Genomic DNA, 24,748 nt, shown 5'->3' with positions numbered 1-24,748 from the left:
CCGTGGGTGGGGAAATGGCTGACGGGGGTGGGGTGGGAGGGGGACAATTGTCGGGATTGTTCCTGGTGGCCTGGAGGGCCGATGCACATTCCCATCAACCACCCGGCGCGGCTGTTCTACCGGGTGCTGTCCGGCCTGATCGGGCTCTACATCCTGGCCTTCGGGGTCTGGGGTACCGCCTCCACCTGGGGTGAACCGCTGTTCGCCCGGGACAGCAACTGGGCCCTGGGACTGCGGACCAACCTGGCCTTCTCGCTCGTCTCGGTGATCTTCGGGATCGTGCTGATCATCGGGGCCTCCCGGCGCGGCAACCTGGGTCACTACATGAACCTGACCGCCGGAGCCGTCTTCCTGATCACCGGTCTGCTGATGATGTCCTTCCTGCAGACCCGCGCCAACTTCCTGAACTTCTCGATGTCGACCGTGGTCGTGTCGCTGCTCTTCGGCCTGATCCTGCTCGGCACCGGGCTCTACGACAAGGTGGGGCCGCCGGAGCACGCCGAGGCCGAACGCAACCGCCGCTATCACCCCGTCGCCGAGAGCCACCGCCGCTGAGGTGCAGGGTTGATCAGCGTCCCGCGCTGATCAACCCTGGTTTCGCCTCCAGGTGCGACAAGCCGTTCCAGGACAGGTTGACCAGGTGCGCCGCCACCGTCTCCTTGCGCGGCTTACGCACCTCCAACCACCAACGGCCGGTCAACGCGACCATGCCCACCAGGGCCTGCGCGTACAACTCCGCTAGCTTCGGGTCGTAGCCCCGGCTGGAGAACTCCGCACCCAGGATGTGCTCCACCTGATGCGCCACATCGTTCATCACACTGCTGAAGTTGCCGGTCGCGGAGAGCACCGGCGACTCGCGTACCAGCACCCGGAACCCGCTGGTCTCCTCCTCGATGTAGCCGAGCAGGGCCAACGCCGCCTGCTCCAGCAACTCGCGCGGATTGCCGGCGGTCAGCGCCGTGGTGATCCGGTCCAGCAGGGACCGGACCTCCCGGTCCACGACCACCGCGTAGAGCCCTTCCTTGCCACCGAAGTGCTCGTAGACCACCGGCTTGGACACCTTGGCGCGCGACGCCACCTCCTCTATGGAGGTGGCGTCGAAACCCCGCTCGGCGAAGATCTGCCGACCGATCGCGATCAGTTGCTCGCGCCGTTGCGCGGCCGACATGCGTACCCGCGAGGTCGGCTTGGTCGACGCGGCGCGCACCGTACGCCGCCGCTTGTCGCTTTCCCCGCTGGGAACCTCGGCCATCTCGTCACCTCGTTGGCGCTCGGTGACGCCCTGTTGGGGAATGCTTCCTGTCTTCTGCCCGGTCACCCGAACATACTGCCAGGTAACTTTCTGGTGGCGGGTCGGCTCGCGGGCTAGACCGTCTGGTCAGCCGGCTTGGCCAGCTTCGCCGCCAGCCGCTCCGGCTTCGGCCAGCGCACATCCCACGCCGCGCCGACCTTCTCGAACAGCCAGATGACCCGGGCCGAGATGTCGATCTGACCCTTCAGCACCCCGTGCCGGGCACTCGTCGGATCGGCGTGGTGCAGGTTGTGCCAGCTCTCCCCGAAGGACACGATGGCCAACGGCCAGAAGTTCGACGCCCGGTCACCGTTGCGCATCATGAACGGCCGTTCCCCGTACACGTGGCACACCGAGTTGATCGACCAGGTGACGTGGTGCAGCAGGGAGATGCGGACCAGGCCGCCCCAGAACAACGCGGTCAAGGCACCCTGCCAGGACCAGGTCAGCAGCCCACCCATCAGCGCCGGACCGAGCACCGAGACGATCACCAGCACGGGGAAGAGTTCACCGACCCGCCGGATGTCCCGATCGTTGAGCAGATCCGGGGCGAAACGCTCCCGGTTGGACAGTTCACGGCCGAACAGCCAGCCCATGTGGGCGTGGAACAGCCCCTTGGTCAGGCCCCACACGCTGGTGCCGAAGCGCCACGGCGAGTGCGGGTCACCCTCCAGATCGGAGAAGGCGTGGTGGCGACGGTGGTCGGCCACCCACTGGATGATGTCGCCCTGCACGGCGAGGGAACCGGAACCGGCCAGGGCCACCCGCAGCCACCGCTTCGCCTTGAACGAGCCGTGGGTGAAGTACCGGTGGTAGCCCACCGTGATACCCAGGCCGGACACCACGTACCAGAAGCCGGCGACACCCACGTCGACCCAGCTGAGCCAACCACCCCAGGCCACCGGTACGGCGGCGAACAACGCGAGGAAAGGAATCACCACAAAGGCCCACAGCGCGACGAGGATCCCGCGCGACTGGGCACCCTGGGTTAGCGGTTTCGGGCCGGAGTCGAGTAGGGCAGTGGACATGGAACCTCACACAGGTACGGCGGTAAAACGCGAATCTACGGCTACGTCACCGTAACTTACCGGCCCGGTAGATCACATCAGACAGCGACGAGATCCGATGCGAAAGTTGTCGTACCCAGGGCCTAGCCTGCGCCGCATGGCCGACCCCCAGAGTGACGAGGTGCGCCGCCTGCGCGCCGAGGAGCACCTCTCCGTGCGGGAGATCCGGGCCCGCACCGGGCTGGGCCGCAACCGGGTGTACGCGCTGCTGCGCGGCGTACCGCCGCCGGAGCGGACCCGACGACCCAACGCCAAGGACGACCTGCGGGCCGAGGCCCTCGCGTTGCGCTCGACGGGGCACTCCGTACCGGAGATCGCGCGACAGTTGAGCGTCAGCAGGTCGACGGCGTACCTCTGGGTGCGGCACCTGCCGCTGGCCCGTGACCCGGAGCAGGAGCGGGAACGCCGCCAAGCCCACTCGAAGGCCATGACCGAAGGCCGGTGGGCGACATACCGCCAGGCACGCGATGAGGCCCAGGCGGCTGCGCACGACTCGGCTGCCCGTGCCGTCGGTGAACTCGACGACCGGGACGTTCTGCTGCTCGGTGCGGTCACCTACTGGTGTGAGGGCACCAAGTCCAAGCCCTGGCGCCGAGACGACCATGTGCAGTTCATCAACAGTGATCCGGGACTGCTGTTGCTCTTCCTTAGGTTCCTGGAGGTCTGCGGGGTCGACCGCACCGTGGCGACCTATCGGGTGAGCATCCACGAGACCGCCGACGCCGAGGCCGCCGCCGACTGGTGGGCGGGGAGACTGGCGTTGCCGCGCGACCGTTTCCAGCGAGCAACGCTGAAGAAGCACAAGGCCACCACGGTGCGTCGAAACGTCGGGGACACTTATCGCGGCTGCCTTGTGATCAATGTGCCGGGCAGCCGTGAGCTCTACTGGCGAATTGAGGGTATGATCGCCGGGCTGTTCCAGTCCGTGACGGCACGCTGAGCATCCGTTGATGTGGCGTCACGGGTTGACATGTCAATGGGGTGTGGGGTAACGGCAACCCGCAGGCCTTTGGAGCCTTGAGCTCCTGGTTCGAATCCAGGCACCCCAGCACGGGCGGATGTGCTGCCGATCCTCGTGGCCATGCCGATCGCAACGGATTGTCTGGTTAGCATGGCCGCGAGACTGTCCGCGTCCGACGGGAGCCACGTCGTGTCCGAGCCCCAACTCCGTACCGTCGTCGTGCTCGCCGCCGGTGAGGGCAAGCGGATGAAGTCCTCCCTGCCCAAGGTGTTGCATCCGCTGCTTGGTCGTACCCTGCTCGGTCATGTGTTGAGCGCCGCCGAGCCGCTGGGGGCCCAGCGGACCATGGTGGTGGTGGGGCACGGCGCGGACCAGGTCCGGGCGCACCTGGCCGAGGTGGCCCCGGAGGCCACCGCGGTGCATCAGGCGGAGCAGCTCGGCACCGGGCACGCGGTGCGGATCGCGTTGGAGGCGGCGCCGGAGACCACCGGCACGGTGGTGGTGCTCAACGGTGACGTGCCGCTGCTGCGCCCGGAGACGGTCGCCGCCCTGGTGGCGACCCACGAGGGGGAGCGGGCCGCGGCCACCGTGCTGACCGCCGAGGTGCCGGATCCGACCGGCCTGGGCCGCATCGTGCGGGACCAGGCGGGTCGGCTGGAGCAGATCGTCGAGCAGCGTGACGCCACCACCGGTCAGCAGGCGATCAAGGAGATCAACGCCGGCATCTACGCCTTCGACGCCGGTCGGTTGCGGGACGTGCTGGGCAAGCTCTCCACCGACAACGATCAGGGCGAGGAGTACCTGACCGACGTGTTCGGTCTGCTGGTCTCGGCCGGGGAGCCGGTGGCGGTGCACCGGGCGGCCGACCACACCGAGACCCTGGGCTGCAACGACCGGGTGGAGCTGGCGGGGCTGCGGCGACTGCTGCGGGACCGGGTGAACGAGGGCTGGATGCGGGCCGGGGTGAGCCTGCTGGATCCGGCCACGACCTGGATCGACGTGACGGTGGCGCTGGACCGCGACGCGGTGGTGGATCAGAACACCCAGTTGTTGGGCGGTTCGGTGGTCGGCAGTGGTGCGGTGGTCGGTCCGGACGTGACCCTGATCGACACGGTGGTGGGTGCCGGGGCGACCGTGCTGCGCAGCCACGCGGTCGGTGCCCAGGTCGGCCCGGGGGCCAGCGTCGGCCCGTACGCCTATCTGCGACCGGATGCCCGGTTGGCCGAGAAGTCGAAGGTCGGCACCTTCGTCGAGGTGAAGAACTCCGAGGTGGGTGCGGGGGCCAAGGTGCCACACCTGTCGTATGTGGGTGACGCGACGATCGGGGCGCGGGCGAACATCGGCGCGGCGACGATCTTCGTGAACTACGACGGGGTGAAGAAGAGCCGGACCGTGATCGGCGAGGGTGCCTTCGTGGGCTGCGACACGAACCTGATCGCGCCGGTCGAGGTGGGGCCGGGGGCGTACGTCGCGGCGGGCAGTGCGATCACCACGGACGTACCCCCGGGTGCTCTGGGGGTGACGCGGGCGCAGCAGCGCAACATCGGTGGTTGGGTGGCCCGCAACCGGCCCGGGACGGTTTCCGCGGAGGCGGCCGAGCGGGCCTTGCAGGGTGCTCCGTCCCAGGTTCCGCCCGCAAGTGAAGGTGAGGCAATCCACGGTGCTGCCGAGTCGGTGGGAACCGTGACCGAGGCGGGAGATACTGCAACCGAATAGTCCCCGGCCGGCTACCACCTTCAGGCCGGGTACCACCGACCTAAAACGGGAGCAGACGGGCCCATGGGCAGCATCGTCGCCGAAAACCGCAAGAGCCTGATGCTCTTTTCCGGACGTGGCTTTCCGGAGCTGGCCAAGGAGATCGGCGAGGTGCTCGGTGTAGCGCCGACGCCGGCCGACGCGTACGAGTTCGCCAACGGCGAGATCTTCGTACGGTTCAAGGACTCGGTACGTGGTTCGGACGCCTTCGTGGTGCAGTCCGTCACGCACGGGGTGAACACCTGGGTCATGGAGACCCTGATCATGGTCGACGCGTTGAAGCGGGGCTCCGCCAAGCGCATCACCGTGGTTCTGCCGTTCTATCCGTACTCCCGGCAGGACAAGAAGCACCGGGGCCGGGAGCCGATCTCGGCCCGGCTGGTCGCCGATCTGCTGAAGACGGCCGGGGCGAACCGGATCCTCACGGTGGACCTGCACACCGCGCAGATCCAGGGCTTCTTCGACGGGCCGGTGGATCACCTCTTCGCGATGGACATCCTGGCCGAGTACGTGGAGCGCCGGTACGCCGGTCGGCCGATGACGGTGGTCGCCCCGGACTCGGGTCGGGTGCGGGTGGCCGAGCGGTGGACCGACCGGCTGGGTGGCTGCCCGCTGGCGTTCATCCACAAGACCCGGGATCCGCTGAAGCCGAACCAGGTGGTGGCGAACCGGGTGGTCGGTGAGGTCGAGGGTCGGGTCTGCCTGATCGTCGACGACATGATCGACACGGGTGGGACGATCTGCAAGGCGGCGGACATCCTGAAGGAGTCCGGTGCAGCGGACGTGATCGTGGCCTCCACCCACGCCCTGCTCTCCGACCCGGCGACGGAGCGGTTGAAGAACAGCCCGATCAGCGAGGTGGTGGTGACCAACACCCTGCCGCTGCCGCCGGAGAAGCAACTCGACAAGCTGACCGTGCTGTCCATCGCGCCGCTGCTGGCGCGGGCCATCCGTGAGGTGTTCGACGACGGCTCGGTGACGACCCTCTTCGGTGGGCTCAGCTGATCGACGGGATCCGGACGGGTCGGTCGACTCGTCCGGATTCATCCCGGGCCGGTGGCGGCGGAAATAGGCTGCGGGCCGGTCGGTGGCGGTGGTGCGGGGACTGCCGGAACTTCGGGATTCTGCTCGGGTAGACTGGTGCGGTTGCCACGGCGAGGGTGCCCTGCGGGCCGCTGAGAAGCGCCGCACGGAGGCACCGTGATCGACGCGGTGCTCCGGGCAGTCTGCTGACGCATGAGCCCCTGCGAGCCCCCCGCCCAGCACCGCCAGACGACAAGCTGCCGCGAAGCATCAGGAGTTTTCCCGTGTCCGAGGTAAAGATCAGCGCCGAGCCCCGTACCGAGTTCGGCAAGGGTGGTGCCCGTCGTACCCGCCGGGCCGGCAAGGTGCCCGCCGTGCTGTACGGGCATGGCGAGAAGCCCAAGCACATCGCGCTGCCCGCGCGTGAGTTCGCGGCGGCCATCCGCAAGGGTGGTGCCAACCAGCTCTTCGCGATCGAGGTGAGTGACGGCACGCAGGCCCTGGCCCTGCCGAAGGCGATTCAGCGTGACCCGATCAAGGACACCTTCGAGCACGTCGACCTGCTGCTGGTGCGTCGGGGCGAGAAGGTCACCGTCGAGGTGCCGGTCGAGCTGACCGGTGAGGCCGCGAAGGACACCCTGATCGTGCACGACCACGACACCGTGTCGGTGACCGCCGAGGCGACCAAGGTGCCGGATCACCTGGAGGCCTCGATCGAGGGTGCCGAGCCGGGTGCCCAGGTCACCGCGGCGGATGTCGACCTGCCGGCGGGCGTGGAGCTGGCCGGTGACCCGGAGCAGACGGTCGCCACGGTGACCGCGGCCCCCACCGCCGAGCAGCTTGAGGCGACCCTGCCCGAGGTCGAGGTGGCCGACGCCGAGGCCGAGGCTGGGGTCGGCGAGGAGGCCGCCGAGTCCTCCGAGGGTGCCGAGGCCGGTGAGCCGGCGGCTGCCGGTGGCGAGGAGACGGCCGAGGCGAAGACCGAGGCCTGATCGGTTCGTAAGCTGTGCGACAGGCGTCCCCGGTTTCCGGGGGCGCCTGTCGGCGTATATCGGGGTAGCCCTGGCGGGTGCGGATGACGGAGGGACGGGCGGTGACGGAGGAGACCGGGCCGTGGCTGGTGGTCGGGCTGGGTAACCCGGGTCGGCAGTACGCGGGCAACCGGCACAATGTCGGTTTCATGGTGGCCGATCTGTTGGCTGGTCGGCTGGGCGCGACCTTCGGCCGGTACAAGCGGGCGATGGCGGACGTGGCCGAGGCGCGGCTGGGCTTCGGTGGGCCGAAGCTGGTGCTGCTCAAACCCTTGACGTACATGAACCTGTCCGGTGGTCCGGTGGCCAGCCTGGCCCAGTTCTTCAAGGTGCCGCCGGCTCAGGTGATCGCGGTGCACGACGAGTTGGACATCGAGTACGGCCAGGTGCGGGTGAAGCGGGGCGGGGGCGAGGGCGGGCACAACGGGCTGCGCTCGATGTCGAAGTCGCTGGCCACCAAGGATTACGTGCGGGTGCGGTTCGGCATCGGCCGCCCCCCGGGACGGCAGGATCCGGCGGACTACGTGTTGTCGGATTTCGGCGCGGCGGAGCGCAAGGAGTTGGATTTCCTGGTGGATCGGGCCGCCGATGTGGTGGAGTCGGTGATCACCAAAGGTGTCGAGCCGACGCAGAATGCTTATCACGGCGCCTGAGGGTTCCGGGGCGGCCGGCCGATAGTGTCGGTTCGTGGCCGAGCGGGGCGGCTGTTCGACGTAGCCGGATTGCGACGGGAGAGCGCAGGACATGAGCAGTCCTCCGATGGTCGACGGAGAGTTCGCTCGCTGGTTGGCGGCCAGGGCGGGCGAGGCGCTGGTGGGCCTCCGCGCGGAGACGGGGTTCGAGGATCCCGCAGCGCTGAAGTCGGCCGGGGACAAGGTCTCGCATGAGCTGATCCGGGCCGAGTTGGCGAAGTGGCGTCCGGGTGACGCGGTGCTCTCCGAGGAGGACGAGGGCTCCCGGCGGGCCGCCGCCCAGCAGGGCGAGGCGGCGCCCGGGTCCCGGTTGACCGCGGACCGGGTGTGGATCATCGACCCCTTGGACGGTACGCGGGAGTTCAGCGAGCAGGGGCGTACGGACTGGGCGGTTCATGTGGCCCTGTGGGCGCGTGACGCGCAGGCTTCGCACGGCCTGATCGCGGGTGCTGTCGGGTTGCCGGCCCAGCAGCGGGTGTTGGCGACCGACCAGCCGCCGGCGTACCCGTCCGTGTCGGTCGGTGGTGCGGGCCGGTTGCGTCTGGCGGCCAGTCGGAGCCGCCCTCCGGCGTTCCTCACCGCCCTGGCCGAGGAGGTCGGGGCGGAACTGGTGCCGATGGGGTCGGCCGGCGCGAAGATCGCTGCGGTGGTGACCGGTGAGGTGGACGCCTACATCCACGCGGGCGGCCAGTACGAGTGGGACTCGGCAGCGCCGGTGGCTGTGGCGACGGCCACCGGACTGCATGCTTCCCGGATTGATGGTTCTGCGCTGAAATACAACGAGGCGGACCCCCGTCTGCCTGATCTGTTGGTGTGCCGTGCGGATCTCGCCAGTCGGTTACTTTCCGCGCTGCGGCGGCATGGTGGGTAGCCTGGCGCTAGTTTCCTGGTGCCCCGACCGGAAAGGTCTGGAAAGCTGATGAGCGAGCGAATCGAGTCGATGTCATGACCGTGACCGCGGCCTACCAGGTCACCCATCTGGACGCCCTGGAGGCGGAGAGCATCTTCGTGATGCGCGAGGTGGTCGCCGAGATGGAGCGGCCGGTGCTGCTCTTCTCCGGCGGCAAGGATTCGATCGTCATGCTTCGGCTGGCGCAGAAGGCGTTCGCCCCGGCGCAGATCCCGTTCCCGGTGATGCATGTCGACACCGGCCACAATTTCCCCGAGGTGCTGGACTACCGCGACCGTCGGGTGGCCGAGTTGGGTCTGCAACTGGTGGTGGCCAGTGTGCCGGAGGCCCTGGCCAGCGGGATGGTCCGGGAGTCGGCGGACGGGATGCGTAACCGGATCCAGACCCCGGTGCTGCTGGACGCGGTGGAGAAGCACCGGTTCGACGCCCTTTTCGGTGGGGCTCGCCGGGACGAGGAGAAGGCCCGCGCCAAGGAGCGCATGTTCAGTTTCCGCGACGAGTTCGGCCAGTGGGATCCGAAGAACCAGCGACCGGAGTTGTGGTCGCTCTACAACGGGCGACACCATCCGGGAGAATCGATTCGGGTGTTCCCGCTGTCCAACTGGACCGAACTGGACGTATGGCATTACATCGCCCGGGAGCGAATCGAGTTGCCGTCGATCTACTACGCCCACGAGCGTGAAGTGATCGAACGTGACGGGATGCTCTACGCGGTGAACGAGTTCCTGTCGGCCCGTGCCGGTGAGGAGCGCTTCAAGGCCCGGGTGCGGTACCGGACGGTGGGCGACGCCTCCTGCACGGCGGCGGTCCGCTCGGACGCGGACACCGTCGAGAAGGTCATCGAGGAGGTCGCCGCGACCCGGATCACCGAGCGCGGGGCCACCCGGGGTGACGACCGGGTCAGTGAGGCCGCGATGGAGGACCGCAAGCGGGAGGGCTACTTCTGATGACCACCGAGACGATCACGCCGGGCGACGCTACGGACCCGACCCCCGCCGGTGCGGGGGCCGCGTCGGAGGCCCGCCCCATGGATCTGCTGCGGTTCGCCACGGCCGGCAGTGTGGACGACGGCAAGTCGACCCTGATCGGTCGGCTGCTGTACGACACCAAGTCGCTGTTCACCGACCAGTTGGCCGCGGTGGAGGCGGTCAGCGCGGCCCGGGGCGACGAGTACACCGACCTGGCCTTGCTCACCGACGGCCTGCGGGCCGAGCGAGAGCAGGGCATCACCATCGATGTGGCCTACCGCTACTTCGCCACCCCGCGGCGCAAGTTCATCATCGCGGACACTCCGGGGCACATTCAGTACACCCGCAACATGGTCACCGGTGCCTCGACCGCCGACCTGGCGCTGATCCTGGTGGACGCCCGCAAGGGTCTGGTGGAGCAGTCGCGGCGGCACGCCTTCCTCTGCTCCCTGCTGCGGGTGCCGCACCTGGTGCTCTGCGTGAACAAGATGGATCTGGTCGACTACTCCCAGGAGGTGTTCGACCGGATCGCCGACGAGTTCACCGCGTTCGCGGCGAAGCTGGACGTCCCGGACCTGACCGTGGTGCCGATCTCCGCGCTCAAGGGTGACAACATCGTCACCCGGTCCGAGCGGATGCCCTGGTACGAGGGCCCGGCGCTGCTGCATCACCTGGAGCGGGTGCACATCGCCAGTGACCGCAACCTGGTCGACGTCCGGTTCCCGGTGCAGTACGTCATCCGCCCACAGTCCACTGTCGTCACCGACTACCGGGGCTACGCCGGTCAGGTGGCCTCCGGGGTGCTCAAGCCGGGGGACGAGGTGATGGTGCTGCCCTCCGGCTTCACCAGCCGGATCTCCTCGGTGGAGACCGCCGACGGGCCGGTCACGGAGGCCTTTCCGCCGATGTCGGTGACGGTACGGCTGGCCGACGAGATCGACATCTCCCGGGGAGACATGATCTGCCGTCCGAACAATGCCCCGGCGGTGGCCCAGGACATCGAGGCGATGGTCTGCTGGATGGACGAGAGCCGCCCGTTGCAGGTCGGCGGCAAGTACGCGATCAAGCACACCACCCGGGCGGCTCGGGCGATCGTGCGCGGTCTGCACTACCGTCTGGACATCAACACCCTGCACCGGGACGAGTCGGCGGGCGAGTTGCGGCTCAACGAGATCGGCCGGGTCCGGCTGCGTACCACCATCCCGCTGCTCGCCGACGAGTATCGCCGTAACCGCACCACGGGAGGCTTCGTCATCATCGACGAGAGCACCAACCGTACGGTCGGCGCCGGCATGATCGTCGAAACCGCCTGATCCCCCGCCAGCCCTGCCCCCGACGCACCTTGCCGTCACCCCAAGATCGCGCTCGATGCGGGATCGAGTGGCATCCGGGCCACCGATAGCCACTCGATCCCCCATCGGGGCGTAATGACGCGCCGTGGGCGAGGAATGCGCGCGGGTGGGCGGGTTAGGCGAGGCGGGTGGCGCCGGCGGTGGGGGTGACGGTGGTGTGGGTGGGGGCGGTGAAGTCACGTTGGGCGTACGCCGTCGTGACGGCCTGGGCGACCGGGGCGGACTGGTCGGCCTCGACCAGGGCCAGGACGCAGCCACCGAAGCCGCCGCCGGTCATCCGGGCGCCCAGCGCTCCGGCGGCGAGTGCCGCCTCGACGGCGGTGTCCACCTGGGGCACGGTGATGGCGAAGTCGTCACGCATGGAGGTGTGCGAGGCGGTCAGCAGGGGACCGATCTGCCGGATCCGTCCGGCTCGTAGCAGGTCCACGGTGTCGCACACCCGCTGGTTCTCGGTGACCACATGCCGTACCCGGCGGCGGGTCTCGTCGTCGGGTAGCCGGGCCAGGGCCGCGTCGAGGCCCTCGGTCGACACCTCTCGCAGCGCGGGTACCCCGAGCAGGGCGGCGGCCTTCTCGCAGCTGTCGCGGCGGGCGGCGTACTCGCCGTCGACGTGGCGGTGCGGGGCGTTGCTGTCGATCACCAGGATGGCCAGCCCGGCGGCGTCCAGATCGAAGGGGATGTGTTCCACCTGCTCGGTGCGGCAGTCCAGGAACAGGGCGTGCCCGGCGCGGCAGCGGATCGCCGCAGACTGGTCCATGATGCCGGTGGGGGCCCCGACGTAGTGGTTCTCGCCCCGTTGGGCGAGGCGGGGTTGGGTCTCGGGGGGCAGGTCCAGGCCGCCGAGGTCGACCAGGGCGGCCAGCACGGCGGCCTCCAGGGCGGCGGAGGAGGACAGGCCGGCGCCCAGTGGTACGTCGGAGGCGATCGCCAGGCGGGCGCCGGGCACCCGGTGGCCCGCTTCGCGCAGCGACCAGACCATGGCGGCCACGTAGCCGGCCCAGCCGGTGATCCGGCCGGCACCGGTGACCTGCGCGGCACCGAAGTCGACCGTCTCGCCGGTCAGCTCCGACCAGACCCTCCAGGTCTCACCCGGCTGGGGCGCGGCGGCGACGACGGTACGCAGGGGGAGCGCGAAGGGCAGCACGAAGCCGTCGTTGTAGTCGGTGTGCTCGCCGATCAGGTTGACCCGGCCGGGAGCCGCCCAGCGGCCGGCGGGCGGCTCGGCGTACACCTGGTGGAAGCCGGCGGTGGCGCGGTCGGCGACCTTTCGGCCGGAGTCGATCACGGTTGGGCCAGTCGGTGGGTGCGGTAGAAGGCCCAGGCGTCGCTGACCATGTCGTGCAGGGTCGGCTTCTGCGGCTGCCAGCCCAGTTCGGCGCGGGCCAGCTCGGCGGAGGCGACCAGCTCGGCCGGGTCCCCTTCGCGGCGGGGCGCCACCTCGACCGGCACCGGATGGCCGGTTACCTCGCGGACCACCTCGGCCACCTGCCGGTTGGAGAAACCGCTGCCGTTACCGAGGTTGTAGATGCGGTGCTGCCCCGGCAGAGCCGCGTCCAGGGCGAGCAGGTGGGCCCGGGCCAGGTCGGCGACGTGGATGTAGTCGCGTACGCAGGTGCCGTCGATGGTGGGGTAGTCGTCGCCGAAGAGTTGCAGCTTCTCCCGCCGGTCGGCGGCCACCTCCAGGGCGATCGGGATGAGGTGGGTCTCCGGGTCGTGCCGTTCACCCAGGGCGATGTCACCGTCCAGGTAGGCGCCGGCGACATTGAAGTAGCGCAGCGAGACCGCAGCCAGGCCGTGCCCGATCGCCTCGGAGGTCAGGGCCATGTCGACGGCCAGCTTGGTCGCCCCGTACGTGTTGGTGGGGGCCTTGACGGCCGTCTCGACGATGGGCAGCTCGATCGGGTTGCCGTAGACGGCGGCGGTGGAGGAGAAGACCAGCCGGGGCACCCCGGCCGCCCGAACCGCGTCCAGCAGGGCCAGGGAGCCGACGGTGTTGTTGTGCCAGTACCGCTCCGGGGCGACCATCGACTCACCGGCGGCGATCAGTGCGGCGAAGTGCAACACGCCGTCGAACCCGGCCTGCGGGGTGAGTACCCGCGCGGCGTCGTGGATGTCCGCCTCGACATGGGTGGCCTCCGGGGCCAGGGCCTCCCGGTGACCGGTGCGCAGGTCGTCCAGGACGACTACCTGGTGACCCGCGTCGAGCAGCATCCGGGTAACCACGCTGCCGATGAAGCCGGCACCGCCGGTGACTAGCAGTTTCACCTCGGTCCTCCTGCCTGGCCCGTTGAGTGTGGCCGCGTATGGACAGCCTACGGCCGTCGCGCTGACTACCATCACTGTCATGCGGGCAGCGCGTCGGCGCGGATCCCGGTGGCGGCCAACCCAGCCCCGCCGCGAGCCAGGACGGCTGGCCCGGGGGGTCGCCCGGGTGGTGGTCCGGGCCGTCGACGGCGGGCTCCGGCTGGTCACCGCCCTGCTAGGTACGGGTCCGGCCGCCGGCCGGGAGCGGATCAGCGAGGCGGAGCTGCGCGATCTGGTCGCCGCGAACACCGTGCTGGACCCGGTGGGCCGACGCATCATCGACGAGGTGCTGGTGGCCGGGGCGAGTCTGGTCCGGGAGGTGATGATGCCCCGTACGGAGGTGGTGTTCCTGTCGGCGGCGTTGACCCTCGCCGAGGCCGAACCCCTGGTCCGGGCCGGAACGCACACCCGGTACCCGGTGGTCGACGGCACCCACGACGACGTGGTCGGCTTCGTGCATCTGCGCGACGTGCTGTGGCATCCGGACCGGGTGCCGAGCACGAAGGTCGGCGAGTTGGTCCGGGAGGTGAAGCGGCTGCCGGCCAGCAAGCGGGTGCTGGCCGCGTTGACCGAGATGCGGCGGGAGGGGCACCACCTGGCGGTGGTCATCGACGAGTACGGCGGTACGGCCGGCATCGTCACCTGCGAGGACCTGATCGAGGAACTGGTCGGTGAGATCCACGACGAGTCCGCCGAGCTGCCGGAGCCGACGCTGGCCGGTCTGCCGGCCGTGGTGGAGGGTCGGCTGAATCTGGCCGACTTCGCCGAACGCACTTCGGTGGTGCTGCCGGTCGGGCCGTACGAGACGGTGGGCGGGTTCGTGATGGCCGCCCTGGGCCGGCTGCCCAGGCCCGGTGACGAGGTTCCGGTGCCCGATCCGGCCGGGGCGGGTGGGGGGTGGCTGCTGCGGGTGTTGAGCCTGGAGGGGCGCCGGGTGGCCCGGCTCGCGGTCACCGTCGGCCGCCTGCCCGAACAGCGCAGATCGGTGGACCGACCCGCCGACCGGACCGGACCCGCCAGCCCGTCATGACGTACGCCGGGCGATGCTGACAGAATTGCCGGCATGTCCGACGTACCCGCCCGCCCGCGCGTCTTCTCCGGCATCCAGCCGACGGCCGACTCGTTCCACCTCGGCAACTATCTGGGCGCGGTGCGGCACTGGGTGGCGTTGCAGGAGTCACACGAGGCGGTCTACTGCGTGGTCGACCTGCACGCCATCACGGCGGGCCACGATCCCAAGGTGCTGCATCAGCGCATCCGGGTGGCCGCCGCCCAGCTGCTGGCGGTCGGGTTGGACCCGCAGCGGTGCACCCTGTTCGTGCAGTCGCAGGTGCCCGAGCACGCGCAGCTGGCCTGGGTGCTGGGGTGCCTGACCGGGTTCGGCGAGGCCAGCCGGATGACCCAGTTCAAGGACAAGTCGCAGAAGCAGGGCAACGAGCGGGCCAGCGTGGGCCTGTTCACCTACCCGATCCTGCAGGCCGCCGACATCCTGCTCTACCAGGCCAACGCGGTGCCGGTGGGCGAGGACCAGCGTCAGCACCTGGAGCTGTCCCGGGATCTGGCGCAGCGGTTCAACACCCACTTCGGGTCGACCTTCACGGTGCCCGCCCCGCACATCGTGAAGGCCACCGCGAAGATCACCGACCTGCAGGACCCCACGGCGAAGATGTCGAAGTCCTCCTCCTCGCCGGCCGGCATCATCGACCTGCTGGACGATCCGGCCCGCTCGGCCAAGAAGATCCGTTCGGCGGTCACGGACACCGGTCGGGAGATCGTCTTCGACGAGGAGACCAAGCCGGGCATCTCCAACCTGCTGACCATCTTCTCGGCGCTGAGCGGGCGGAGCATCGACGACCTGGTGGCGGCGTACGACGGCAAGGGCTACGGCGATCTGAAGAAGGATCTCGCCGAGGTGGTCCGGGAGTTCGTCACCCCCATCCAGGAGCGCACCCGCTCCTACCTCGACGACCCGGCCCAGTTGGACAAGCTGCTGGCCGTGGGTGCGGAGAAGGCCCGGCGGTTGGCGACGCCGACCCTGCTCAAGGCGTACGAGCGGGTGGGTTTCTTCCCGCCGGTACGCGGCGAGTAGTCGTCCGCGACAGCGCGGGTGATCCGGACAGGTCGGTGGCCGAAGGAGTGGCGCGGAACGTGGATCACGGCAGCGGGGCGCCGGAGGCCGGCGAGACCGTCCAGATCGGCATCGCGGTGGACATCCCCGAGCCGTGGGGCGGCACGCTGACCCGGCGTCGGTTGGCGGCCGGTGACCCGAACACCGTTCCGGCGCATGTCACCCTGCTGGGGCCGACCGAGATCCCGGTGTCCGCGCTGCCCGCGGTGGAGCGGCACCTCGCTGGGGTGGCCGCGGCCCACCTGCCTTTTACCCTGCACCTGCGCGGTACCGGCACCTTCCGGCCGGTGACCCAGGTGGTCTTCGTGGCGGTCGCCGCCGGGATCAGCGAGTGCGAGTTGCTGGCCGCGGCGATCAACGCCGCTCCTGAGCTGCAACGGGAACTCCGCTTCCCGTACCACCCTCATGTGACCGTGGCGCAGGATGTCGCGCCGGAGGCCCTGGACAAGGCGTACGAGGACCTGGCGGACTTCTCGGCGATGTTCGAGGTGGAGCACTTCACCCTGTTCTCGCACAGCGGCGAGGCGCGGTTCCAGCCCCGTAGGGACTTCCGGCTGGGCGGTTGAACCTTCGGTCGCCAAGCGGCGAGCGCGGCGGCCGGCGAACGGCGAGGATGACGAGGTGAACCTCCTGGGTCGGGTCGAGGCGGGCATCGACCGCCGACTCAGCGCCGCCCGGCACCGCTGGCCGGCCTTCGGGCACCTGTGGCGGGCCGGGGTGCGCTACACCGATCTTCAGGGTGGTCGGCTGGCCGCCGCGATCGCGTACTACGGCTTCTTCGCGGTCTTCGCGCTGGCCCTGGTGGCGTACGCGGCCTTCGGCGCGCTTCTCGACGACAACGACGAGGTACGCGCGGCGGCGGAGGATTTCCTGCGGGAGAATCTGCCCTTCCTCGACCCGGCCCAGGTGGCCGAGAGCAGTGGCACGGTCGGGGTGGTGGGTCTGCTGATCCTGATCCTGACCGGGATCGGGTGGGTGGAGGCGATCCGTTCCTCGCAGCGGCTGATCCACGGTCTCAACCAGCATCCGGGCAACCTGGTGGTCCGCCGGTTCGTCGACCTGGGGGTGCTGCTGGTGGTCTTCGTGCTGCTGGGTGCCTCGGTGGCGGCGGTGGACGCCCTGGAGTCCCTGCTGCGCTTCCTGCTGCGCAGCACCGGGTCGGTCGGGTTGACCACGATCAGTGCGGTGCTCAGTGTGCTGATCAACGCGGTGTTGGCCACCCTGCTGCTGATCGTGGTGCCCAGGGTGCAGATGAGCCGGGCGCGGCTGCGGCCGGTGGTGCTGGTGGTCGCGGTCGGCATCACCCTGCTCAACACGGTCGGTCGGTTCTGGGTGGGGCGGGTCGAGCACAATCCGGCGTACACCGTGGTGGCCACCGCGGTGGGTCTGCTGGTCTACCTGTACCTGCTCAACCAGTTGGTGCTCTTCGGGGCGGCGTTGGCCGCGACCAGCCGGCGCGGCCGGGTGGTGGACCTGGCCCGGGGTGGCCGACGGGTGGAATTCGACTCGGACACCGATCCGGGCCTCCCAGGCGGGACCGGCTGAGGTCGTTGTCGATGTGCCGAAGCTGCCGCGTGCGGGCCGGGCAGCGACGATGATGACCCCGTGGGGGTACTCGTGACGCTGGACCTGCCGGGGGACTCGCCGATGCGCGACCTGCCGTGGATCATCACCTTCGGTCCGCTCGGTGACGATGACGAGTGGGAACCGGTGGTCTGCGGCCCGTACGAGCGGGAACACGCCATGGCCCTGGCCGAGGCGGTGGTCGCCGACGGGGCGCTGATGGCGGTGGTCGAGCCGCTGATACCTGCGGTCTCCGTGGAACAGATCCGGGGCGAGATAGCCACCGCCCAACTGGCCGCCCAGGACGAGGAGGTCCAGACGGAGCGGGCCGACCTCTACGGCGACTACGAGGACACCATCGACGAGGAGGATCTGGCGGACGAGGAGGATCGGGACGCCGGCCCCCTGCCGACCCCGGACGCAGCCGAGCTGCGCGCCGGGTTCGCCCGCATCGCCGCCCGGCTGACCAGCGGCTGAGCACCCGAGGGCCGTCAGCCCCAGCCGTCCGGCGGCGCGCAGCACGCCGGACGACCAGGTTGCTGACGGACTACCCGATCAGCGGCGCTCGAACCAGACAGCCGTGTCGATGTCCAGCAGGTGCCCGCCGTCCTGCTCGGTGACCGTCGCGCTGGCCACCAGGGGGGTGCCGTACCCCTCGATCCGTACCGGGGCGTCCCCGAGGTTGACCACGCAGGTCAGCACGGTGTCGCCGGCGGACCGGGTGAAGGCGAGCACCCCGGGGTCGGCCTCCTGCCAGGTGATGCCGCCGGTGCCGGCCAGGGCGGGATGGGTATGGCGGATCCGCAGCGCCGCCCGGTACAGCTCCAGGGTCGAGCCGGGCACCCCGGTCTGGGCGGCCACCGACAACGCGCCCCAGGTAGCCGGGGCCGGCAGCCAGCTCAGTTCGCTACCGGCCGGTCCGAAGCCGTACGGGGCCAGTTCGCCGCTCCACGGCATCGGCACCCGGCAGCCGTCCCGACTCTCGCCGGTACGTAGGAAGGCCGGGTCCTGGCGCAGCTCGTCCGGCAGGTCGAGCACCTCCGGCAAACCCAGCTCCTCGCCCTGGTAGAGGTAGGCGCAGCCGGGCAGGGCGAGCATCAGCAGCGCGGCCGCGCGGGCCCGACGCAGCCCTACCTCGCCGTCGCCGTAGCGGGTGACGTGCCGCTGCCGGTCGTGGTTGGACAGCACCCAGGTGGTGGGGGCGCCGACGATTGTCGACTCGGCCAGGGCGGTGTCGATGACCTTGCGGAAGGAGTCGGCCGACCAGGTGGCGTCGAGGAAGTCGAAGCTGAAGGCCTGGTGCAGCTCGTCCGGCCCGATGTAGCGGGCCAGCCGCTGGGGGGTCTCGGCCCAGGCCTCGGCCACCGCCATCCGGCCCCCGGGGTAGCTGTCCAGGATGGGCCGCCAGGCGCGGTAGATGTCGTGCACCTCGTCCTGGTCGAAGTAGGGCAGCCGACCCTTGCCGAGCAGTTCGGACTGCCGCCGGCCGGTGGTCATCGAGTTGAAGCCGACGTCCGGCAGCCCCTCGGCCTTGATCATGCCGTGGGCCACGTCGATGCGGAACCCGTCCACCCCACGGTCCAGCCAGAACCGCAGGACCTCCTCGAACTCGGCGCGTACCTGGGGATGGCGCCAGTTCAGGTCGGGCTGGGCCGGGTCGAACAGGTGCAGGTACCACTGGCCGTCCGGCACCCGGGTCCAGGCCGGGCCGCCGAAGATGCTCTCCCAGTCGTTCGGGGGCTGCTCGCCGTGCTCACCCTTGCCGTCGGCGAAGAGGTACCGCTCGCGTTCCGGTGAGCCGGGGCCGGCCGCCAACGCCGCCTGGAACCAGGGGTGCTGGTCGGAGGTGTGGTTGGGCACGATGTCGACGATGATCCGCAGGCCCAGGGCGTGCGCGTCGGTGATCATCGCCTCGAAGTCGCCGAGGGTGCCGAACATCGGGTCGACGTCCCGGTAGTCGGCGACGTCGTACCCGCCGTCGACCATCGGGGAGGTGTAGAAGGGGGTCAACCAGAGGGCGTCCACGCCCAGCTCACGCAGGTACGGCAGGCGTTGCCGGATGCCCTGGAGATCACCGATGCCATCCCCGTTGGCGTCGGCGAAGCTGCGGACGTAGACCTGGTAGACGACGGCGGATCGCCACCAGCCGGCATCGGAGGTCAGCGGCGAGGGATTGCTGACGGTCATCGGGTGTTCCCCGTTCTGTGGCGCGGGACGGCGGCACCCGGCGTGGCAACGGTGGGACGCACGGGTGTCTGAGAAGAATGCCGGGCGGCCCTTGCAAGAGTCAAGCAGACCTTGCGCAAGAAATGACCGAGGGTCAGTGGAAGGCGGTGGGTGTCACGCCGGGACCGGCAACGCCGGCGGGGTCGGGCGCGGCGGGCCACCCTGGGCGGGGGTGGTGTCCGCCCGGGCCACCGCGGTCGAGCCGCGGACCACCAGTTCGGGCCGGAAAAGGTACTCCGAGTGCGGGGCGCCGTGCCCGTTGATCTCGTCTACCAGCGCCCGCACCGCAGCCACCGCCATCGCGGCGACCGGCTGGCGCATGGTGGTCAGCGGCGGGTCGGTGAAGGCCATCAGCGGTGAGTCGTCGTAGCCGACCACGGAGAGGTCACCGGGTACGGAGAGGCCCCGCTGGCGGGCGGCCCGGATCGCGCCGAGGGCCATCAGGTCGGAACCGCAGACGATGCCGGTGGCGCCGCGTTCGATCAGTCGCCCGGCTGCCGCCTCGCCACCCTCCACCCCGAACAGGGACAGCTCGGTCAGCTCGGCCAACTCGTCGTCCTCGACCCCGACCAGGCGCTGCATCGCCGCCTTGTATCCGTTCACCTTGCGTTGCACCGGCACGAACCGGTCCGGCCCGGTGATCAGGCCGATCCGCCGGTGGCCCAGGGCCACCAGATGGGCCACCGCCAGCTCAGCGGCCTCCCGGTCGTCACACGAGACGAAGGGTGCGGCGATGCCGGGTGCGTACCCGTTGATCATGACGATGGGCAGTGGCCGGGCGATCAGGGTCCGGTACCGGTCGTGGTCGGCCGCGGTGTCGGCGTGCAGGCCGGAGACGAAGACGATGCCGGAGACCTGCCGATCCAGCAGCATCTCGACGTACTCGTCCTCGCGGACCCCGCCGGGGGTCTGGGTGCACAGCACCGGGGTGTAGCCGGTGGGTGCCAGCGCCGACTCGATGATCTGGGCGAAGGCGGGGAAGATCGGGTTGTCCAGCTCCGGCACCACCAGGCCGACCAGCCCGGCGCTGCGCTTGCGTAGCCGGGCGGGGCGTTCGTAGCCGAGCACGTCCAGGGCGGTGAGGACGGCCTGCCGGGTCTCGGGGGCCACGCCGGGGCGGTCGTTGAGCACCCGCGACACCGTGGCCTCGCTGACGTCGGCCTGTTGAGCGATGTCGGACAAACGAGCGCGCATGGCGGCACTGTAGCTTACGGCCAACTTCTTGCGCAGTAGGCGGCAAGAACTTGCATAATCGAGCAGCGGCCGCTGGAAAAGGCCGCCATCGCGCGCCCTCCTCCGGTCGCCCAGTGGGACGTACAGCTAACTTCCGTTCGCCCAAGGTGATCGGGACTGCTTGATCGGTCAATCATCCGCGTACTGAAATGCCCCGACTGGCGACGGCTTGTCGGCTGGTCGGGTTGCGGATGGGGCACGGTTGTTGCAGCCGTGTTCGCAAGGGGTTTCGAGTTACGAAAACTCTTGCTACTGTCCCCGCCGTTACCCGGCAGGCAACTTAGGAGCGAACATGCGTCGCACAGCCAGGGGGATCGCCGTACTCGCCTCCGCCAGTCTCGCCCTCACCGTCGCCGCGTGCGGCAGCGAGGACAAGGCGGCCGAGGAGCAGCCCAAGGCCGACCCCGCCGCCCTCACCGCGGAACTGACCTGGTGGGACACCTCGGACCCGCAGAACGAGGGCCCGGCGTTCAAGGAGTTGATCGCCAAGTTCAACCAGACCTACCCGAACGTGAAGATCAACTACCAGTCGGTCCCGTTCGGTGAGGCCCAGAACAAGTTCAAGACCGCCGCCCAGGCCAAGACCGGGGCCCCGGACATCCTGCGGGCCGAGGTGGCCTGGGTGCCCGAGTTCGCCTCCCTCGGCTACCTCTACGCCCTCGACGGCTCGGAGCTGCTCAGCGACGCCGACGACTTCCTGGCGACCCCGCTGGCCTCCAACAAGTACGACGGCAAGACCTACGGGGTCCCGCAGGTCACCGACAGCCTCGCGCTGATGTACAACAAGGACCTGCTCAGCAAGGCCGGCATCAGCGCACCGCCGAAGACCTGGGCCGAGCTGAAGTCCGCCGCGCAGACCATCAAGGACTCAACCGACGCCGAGGGCGTGTACCTCAACCCGGCCGGCTACTTCATGCTGCCCTTCATGTACGGCGAGGGGGGCGACCTGGTCGACGCCGAGGCCAAGAAGATCACCATCAACTCGGAGCAGAACGCCGCCGGGCTGAAGATCGCCAAGGACCTGATCGACAGCGGGGCCGCCGCCAAGCCCTCCGCCAACGACGCCTACGGCACCATGATGACCCTGTTCAAGGAGCAGAAGGTCGCCATGATCATCAACGGGCCGTGGGAGGTCAACAACGTCTCCTCGGCGCCGGACTTCGGCGGCCTGGAGAACCTGGGCATCGCCCCGGTGCCGGCCGGCTCCGCCCGCGCCGGTGGCCCGGTCGGTGGCCACAACTACGTGATCTGGTCCGGCATGCCACCGGAGAAGATCGACGCCGCCGTCGCCTTCGTGAAGTTCATGGCCTCCGCCGAGTCGCAGGCCTTCCTGTCGGAGAAGCTCGGCGTGCTGCCCACCCGCACCTCGGCGTACCAGGTGGACGCGGTCAAGAACAACCCCGTCGTGGCCGCCTTCCAGGCCGTCAACGAGGCCGCCGTGGGTCGCCCCTGGATCCCCGAGGCCGGCCAGTTCTTCGGCCCCCTCGACCAGATGGCCACCGAGGTCCTGATCCAGAACAAGGACCCCAAGGCCGCGCTGGACAACGTCGCCAAGAAGTACAAGGCCGAGGTCGTACCCGGCTACGGACTCTGATCCACCCTCGGCGGGCCCGGGGTCTCTCGGGCCCGCCCCGCCCACCGGTGATGCGCCGGTGACCCTTCGGCACCCGGCAGCGGATCGGCGACCGGCACGGCCGCCGATCCGGCCGAACCCTCTGCTCTGGAGCGCAGCTGGATGACCACCGTGACAGCCGACCCGGCGCCGCCCACGACGCCGCCCGGCCGACCCGCTCGTCCCTCCCGGCTGCGCCGCAGCTGGGAGAAGCACTGGTACGCCTGGGCGATGGTGCTGCCCGTCGTCATCGTCCTGGCGGTACTGATCTTCTACCCGCTGTTCCGCGGGATCTGGCTCTCCTTCACCAACCTCACCGAGGCCAACCAGGTCGCCGAGATCTGCACCAAGTCGATCACCGGCGGCGAGGTCTGCACCGACAACCCCAACAAGTGGGAGTTCGTCGGCCTGGACAACTACGTGCGGGTGCTCACCGGTGAGGTCGGCGAGTTCTGGCAGTGGACCGGCGTCACCCTGATCTGGACCTTCGTCTGTGTGGCCTGCCACTTCGGTCTGGGGCTTGGCCTGGCCACCATGCTCAACCGCCCGATGCGGGCCCGCTCGCTCTACCGGGTGCTGCTGGTGCTGCCCTGGGCGGTGCCGGCCTTCGTCAGCGCCTTCGCCTGGAAGTTTATCTTCAACGAGCGCTTCGGCCTGGCCAACGCGCTGCTTACCGCCCTCGGCATCGATCCGGTCTCCTGGTTCGCCGACCGGTGGACCGCCCTGCTCACCGCCATCGTCACCAACGTCTGGCTGGGGGTGCCCTTCATGATAGTCGCCCTGCTCGGCGGGATGCAGACCATCCCCAGCGAGCTCTACGAGGCGGCCGAGATCGACGGGGCCTCGGCCTGGCAGCGATTCCGCAACATCACCCTGCCCGGGCTGCGTCCGGTCAGCATGACCGTGGTGCTGCTCGGCACCATCTGGACCTTCAACATGTTCCCGATCATCTTCCTGGTCACCGAGGGACAACCGGCCGGACAGAGCGAGATCCTGGTGACCGGTGCCTACCGGGCCGCCTTCGAGGGCATCCGCAACTACTCCCTGGCCTCGACGTACGGGGTACTGATCCTGTCGATCCTGCTGGTGTTCTCGGTGTTCTACCGGCGGGTGCTGCGCAAGCAAGGCGAGGTGTGGTGATGGGCAAGGTCGTTCGTCCGGGTCGCAGCCGGCGGAGCCCGGCGATGTCCGTACTGCTGCACGGCACCCTGATCCTGGCCTCGCTGATCGCGATCGGCCCGATCGCCTGGGTGCTGCTCTCCTCCCTCAAGCCCGGGTACGCCATCCAGAGCAGCGAGTTGACCCTGTTCCGGGACACCACCCTGGCCAACTACAGCTACGTGTTGACCGAGACGAACTTCCCGCGCTGGTTCCTCAACTCGGTGATCGTCGCCGCCTTCACCATGACCATCGGCATCTTCCTGTCGGCCACCACCGGTTACGCGGTGTCCCGGTTCAACTTCCCGGGCCGCCGTCCGCTGATGCTGGTCTTCCTGGTAACCCAGATGTTCCCGGTGGCCATCCTGATCGTGCCGATCTACACGATCCTGGCCCGGTTGGGCCTGATCAACACCATGCCGGCGTTGATCATCGCGTACCTGACCATCGCGGTGCCCTTCTGCGCCTGGATGTTGAAGGGCTATTTCGACTCCATCCCCACCTCCCTGGACGAGGCGGCGGCCCTGGACGGCTGCGGGCCCTTCGCCACCTTCTGGAAGGTGGTGCTGCCGCTGGCCCGTCCGGCCGTGGCGGTCACCGCCTTCTACACCTTCCTCACCGCCTGGGGTGAGGTGGCGTACGCCTCGGCCTTCATCCAGACCGACGACAAGTTCACCCTGGCGTACGGGTTGCAGCAGTTCGTGCCGCAGTTCAACCCGCAGTGGGAGTACCTGACGGCCGCCGCCGTCCTGGTGACCGTCCCGGCCGGGCTGGTCTTCTTCTTCGCCCAGAAGCACCTGGTGTCCGGCCTGACGGCCGGTGGGACGAAGGGCTGACCAGGTGGCTCTACTACGAACCGTCGTTGATAGGGCAGGATAGGTGGATGGAAGCACTCCGACTCATCCTCCTCTACATCCACCTCATCGGGTTCGCGCTGTTGCTGGGTGGTGCGATCGCGCAATACATCAGCGGCAAGCTCCGGATCAACGCGGCCATGCTCTGGGGCGCGGTGATCCAGCTGCTGAGCGGCACCGGCCTGGCGGCCCCGCTGCGCGACGGTGACGAGCCGGATCCGGCGAAGCTCGTCGTCAAGTTCCTGATCTCTCTGGCGATCTTCGTGATGGTCTTCTTCTCCCGCAAGCGGGCCGACGTCAACCGTGGTCATTTTCTCGCCATCGTGGCACTGACTCTGGTCAACGCGGCAGTGGCGGTCTTCTGGCGCTGATCGAAAATCGGTCGGCCGGCCCCAGGGGTCGGCCGACCGATCCCATTTGACTTCGCATCACTCATTCCCGAGGGCGGCCCGGACCCCGACCGCCCGATGGTGTCCCTTGCCGTGCGGCAGTACCTGCCGGTGTGGCCTGGGATTTTGTGCCGGATGGGGCCTCGCGCCCGGTCGGCGGCGCTTGTGCCGGCCCGGTGAACCCGGTCGGGGTGAGAGCGGCGGTGAATGCCCGCTTCGCAAATAGTCGAA

The 24,748-nt window shown here is 69.3% G+C and carries 24 protein-coding genes and 1 tRNA gene; 19 read left to right on the top strand and 6 right to left on the bottom strand.

Translation table 11 applies throughout. The annotated features are described in order from the left end of the window. Positions 1-81 precede the first annotated feature (81 nt). Positions 82-555 carry a DUF4383 domain-containing protein gene (locus OIE53_RS18690; protein ID WP_327022825.1) on the top strand — a complete coding sequence of 158 codons (474 nt, stop codon included), beginning with the start codon at positions 82-84 and terminating at the stop codon, positions 553-555. A 13-nt stretch (positions 556-568) separates the two neighbouring features. Here the strand turns inward: OIE53_RS18690 and OIE53_RS18685 are convergent, their stop codons facing one another. Continuing rightward, positions 569-1,252: a TetR/AcrR family transcriptional regulator gene (locus tag OIE53_RS18685; protein ID WP_327022824.1), complete on the bottom strand. Its 684-nt coding sequence runs from the start codon at positions 1,250-1,252 to the stop codon at positions 569-571. Between the two features lie 113 nt (positions 1,253-1,365). Then, positions 1,366-2,319 carry an acyl-CoA desaturase gene (locus OIE53_RS18680; protein WP_327022823.1) on the bottom strand — a complete coding sequence of 318 codons (954 nt, stop codon included), beginning with the start codon at positions 2,317-2,319 and terminating at the stop codon, positions 1,366-1,368. Positions 2,320-2,455: 136 nt separating this feature from the next. Here OIE53_RS18680 and OIE53_RS18675 point away from each other — a divergent pair, with 136 nt between their 5' ends. The 9 genes from OIE53_RS18675 (at position 2,456) to cysN (ending at position 11,011) form a co-directional block, all read left to right on the top strand. Then, entirely contained in the window at positions 2,456-3,298 is an 843-nt protein-coding gene (locus OIE53_RS18675) for a helix-turn-helix domain-containing protein (RefSeq protein ID WP_327022822.1), read from the top strand. Between the two features lie 37 nt (positions 3,299-3,335). Next, positions 3,336-3,407, top strand: a tRNA-Gln gene (locus OIE53_RS18670). A gap of 101 nt (positions 3,408-3,508) precedes the next feature. After that, on the top strand, positions 3,509-5,035 hold the full coding sequence (glmU, locus tag OIE53_RS18665; RefSeq protein ID WP_393342093.1) for a bifunctional UDP-N-acetylglucosamine diphosphorylase/glucosamine-1-phosphate N-acetyltransferase GlmU: 1,527 nt from the start codon (positions 3,509-3,511) through the stop codon (positions 5,033-5,035). Positions 5,036-5,098: 63 nt separating this feature from the next. After that, the gene (locus OIE53_RS18660) at positions 5,099-6,079 is read left to right on the top strand and encodes a ribose-phosphate diphosphokinase (RefSeq protein ID WP_013731491.1); all 981 of its coding nucleotides are present in this window, start codon (positions 5,099-5,101) and stop codon (positions 6,077-6,079) included. A gap of 302 nt (positions 6,080-6,381) precedes the next feature. Further along, positions 6,382-7,089, top strand: a complete 708-nt coding sequence (locus OIE53_RS18655) for a 50S ribosomal protein L25/general stress protein Ctc (protein WP_327022820.1) — start codon at positions 6,382-6,384, stop codon at positions 7,087-7,089. Positions 7,090-7,190: 101 nt separating this feature from the next. Next, positions 7,191-7,781, top strand: a complete 591-nt coding sequence (gene pth, locus OIE53_RS18650) for an aminoacyl-tRNA hydrolase (protein WP_327022819.1) — start codon at positions 7,191-7,193, stop codon at positions 7,779-7,781. A 91-nt stretch (positions 7,782-7,872) separates the two neighbouring features. Beyond that, complete coding sequence (locus OIE53_RS18645) at positions 7,873-8,691, top strand: inositol monophosphatase family protein (protein ID WP_327022818.1); 819 nt, start codon at positions 7,873-7,875, stop codon at positions 8,689-8,691. Between the two features lie 74 nt (positions 8,692-8,765). After that, on the top strand, positions 8,766-9,677 hold the full coding sequence (gene cysD / locus OIE53_RS18640) for a sulfate adenylyltransferase subunit CysD (RefSeq protein WP_327022817.1): 912 nt from the start codon (positions 8,766-8,768) through the stop codon (positions 9,675-9,677). A gap of 80 nt (positions 9,678-9,757) precedes the next feature. Next, the gene (cysN, locus tag OIE53_RS18635; RefSeq protein ID WP_327027275.1) at positions 9,758-11,011 is read left to right on the top strand and encodes a sulfate adenylyltransferase subunit CysN; all 1,254 of its coding nucleotides are present in this window, start codon (positions 9,758-9,760) and stop codon (positions 11,009-11,011) included. A 154-nt stretch (positions 11,012-11,165) separates the two neighbouring features. On the opposite strand, the gene galK is transcribed toward cysN, so the two are convergent. Further along, a complete protein-coding gene (gene galK, locus OIE53_RS18630) occupies positions 11,166-12,335 on the bottom strand; it encodes a galactokinase (protein ID WP_327022816.1) in 1,170 nt (389 codons plus the stop codon). Further along, positions 12,332-13,261 (bottom strand): UDP-glucose 4-epimerase GalE, encoded by a 930-nt coding sequence (galE, locus tag OIE53_RS18625; RefSeq protein WP_393342105.1) that lies wholly within the window; start codon positions 13,259-13,261, stop codon positions 12,332-12,334. Before galE ends, galK begins: the two co-directional genes overlap by 4 nt. A gap of 133 nt (positions 13,262-13,394) precedes the next feature. Here galE and OIE53_RS18620 point away from each other — a divergent pair, with 133 nt between their 5' ends. From OIE53_RS18620 to OIE53_RS18600, 5 genes are read left to right on the top strand one after another with little or no spacing between them, the layout of a single operon-like run. Beyond that, positions 13,395-14,384, top strand: coding sequence for a hemolysin family protein (locus OIE53_RS18620; protein ID WP_327022814.1), 990 nt, complete (start codon positions 13,395-13,397; stop codon positions 14,382-14,384). A 33-nt stretch (positions 14,385-14,417) separates the two neighbouring features. Beyond that, positions 14,418-15,443 carry a tryptophan--tRNA ligase gene (trpS, locus tag OIE53_RS18615; protein WP_327022813.1) on the top strand — a complete coding sequence of 342 codons (1,026 nt, stop codon included), beginning with the start codon at positions 14,418-14,420 and terminating at the stop codon, positions 15,441-15,443. A 35-nt stretch (positions 15,444-15,478) separates the two neighbouring features. After that, positions 15,479-16,048 (top strand): 2'-5' RNA ligase family protein, encoded by a 570-nt coding sequence (locus OIE53_RS18610; protein WP_327022812.1) that lies wholly within the window; start codon positions 15,479-15,481, stop codon positions 16,046-16,048. Positions 16,049-16,103: 55 nt separating this feature from the next. Continuing rightward, a complete protein-coding gene (locus tag OIE53_RS18605) occupies positions 16,104-17,027 on the top strand; it encodes a YihY/virulence factor BrkB family protein (RefSeq protein ID WP_327022811.1) in 924 nt (307 codons plus the stop codon). Positions 17,028-17,087: 60 nt separating this feature from the next. Continuing rightward, positions 17,088-17,522, top strand: coding sequence for a hypothetical protein (locus OIE53_RS18600; protein ID WP_327022810.1), 435 nt, complete (start codon positions 17,088-17,090; stop codon positions 17,520-17,522). Between the two features lie 78 nt (positions 17,523-17,600). Here OIE53_RS18600 and OIE53_RS18595 read toward each other — a convergent pair whose 3' ends face one another. Continuing rightward, complete coding sequence (locus tag OIE53_RS18595) at positions 17,601-19,232, bottom strand: glycoside hydrolase family 13 protein (protein WP_327022809.1); 1,632 nt, start codon at positions 19,230-19,232, stop codon at positions 17,601-17,603. Between the two features lie 153 nt (positions 19,233-19,385). After that, on the bottom strand, positions 19,386-20,465 hold the full coding sequence (locus tag OIE53_RS18590) for a LacI family DNA-binding transcriptional regulator (protein ID WP_327022808.1): 1,080 nt from the start codon (positions 20,463-20,465) through the stop codon (positions 19,386-19,388). Positions 20,466-20,796: 331 nt separating this feature from the next. Here OIE53_RS18590 and OIE53_RS18585 point away from each other — a divergent pair, with 331 nt between their 5' ends. The 4 genes from OIE53_RS18585 (at position 20,797) to OIE53_RS18570 (ending at position 24,499) form a co-directional block, all read left to right on the top strand. Continuing rightward, a complete protein-coding gene (locus OIE53_RS18585) occupies positions 20,797-22,098 on the top strand; it encodes an extracellular solute-binding protein (RefSeq protein WP_327022807.1) in 1,302 nt (433 codons plus the stop codon). A gap of 141 nt (positions 22,099-22,239) precedes the next feature. After that, positions 22,240-23,256, top strand: coding sequence for a carbohydrate ABC transporter permease (locus OIE53_RS18580; protein ID WP_327022806.1), 1,017 nt, complete (start codon positions 22,240-22,242; stop codon positions 23,254-23,256). Next, complete coding sequence (locus OIE53_RS18575; RefSeq protein ID WP_327022805.1) at positions 23,256-24,110, top strand: sugar ABC transporter permease; 855 nt, start codon at positions 23,256-23,258, stop codon at positions 24,108-24,110. The genes OIE53_RS18580 and OIE53_RS18575 overlap by 1 nt, the downstream gene beginning before the upstream one ends. Before the next feature lie 47 nt (positions 24,111-24,157). Next, complete coding sequence (locus OIE53_RS18570) at positions 24,158-24,499, top strand: hypothetical protein (protein WP_327022804.1); 342 nt, start codon at positions 24,158-24,160, stop codon at positions 24,497-24,499. Positions 24,500-24,748: the final 249 nt, after the last annotated feature.

This window comes from Micromonospora sp. NBC_01739, from assembly GCF_035920385.1.
Lineage (GTDB): Bacteria > Actinomycetota > Actinomycetes > Mycobacteriales > Micromonosporaceae > Micromonospora.
Note: the sequence above shows the minus strand (reverse complement) of the source record. Positions and strands in the feature narration are given on the sequence as shown.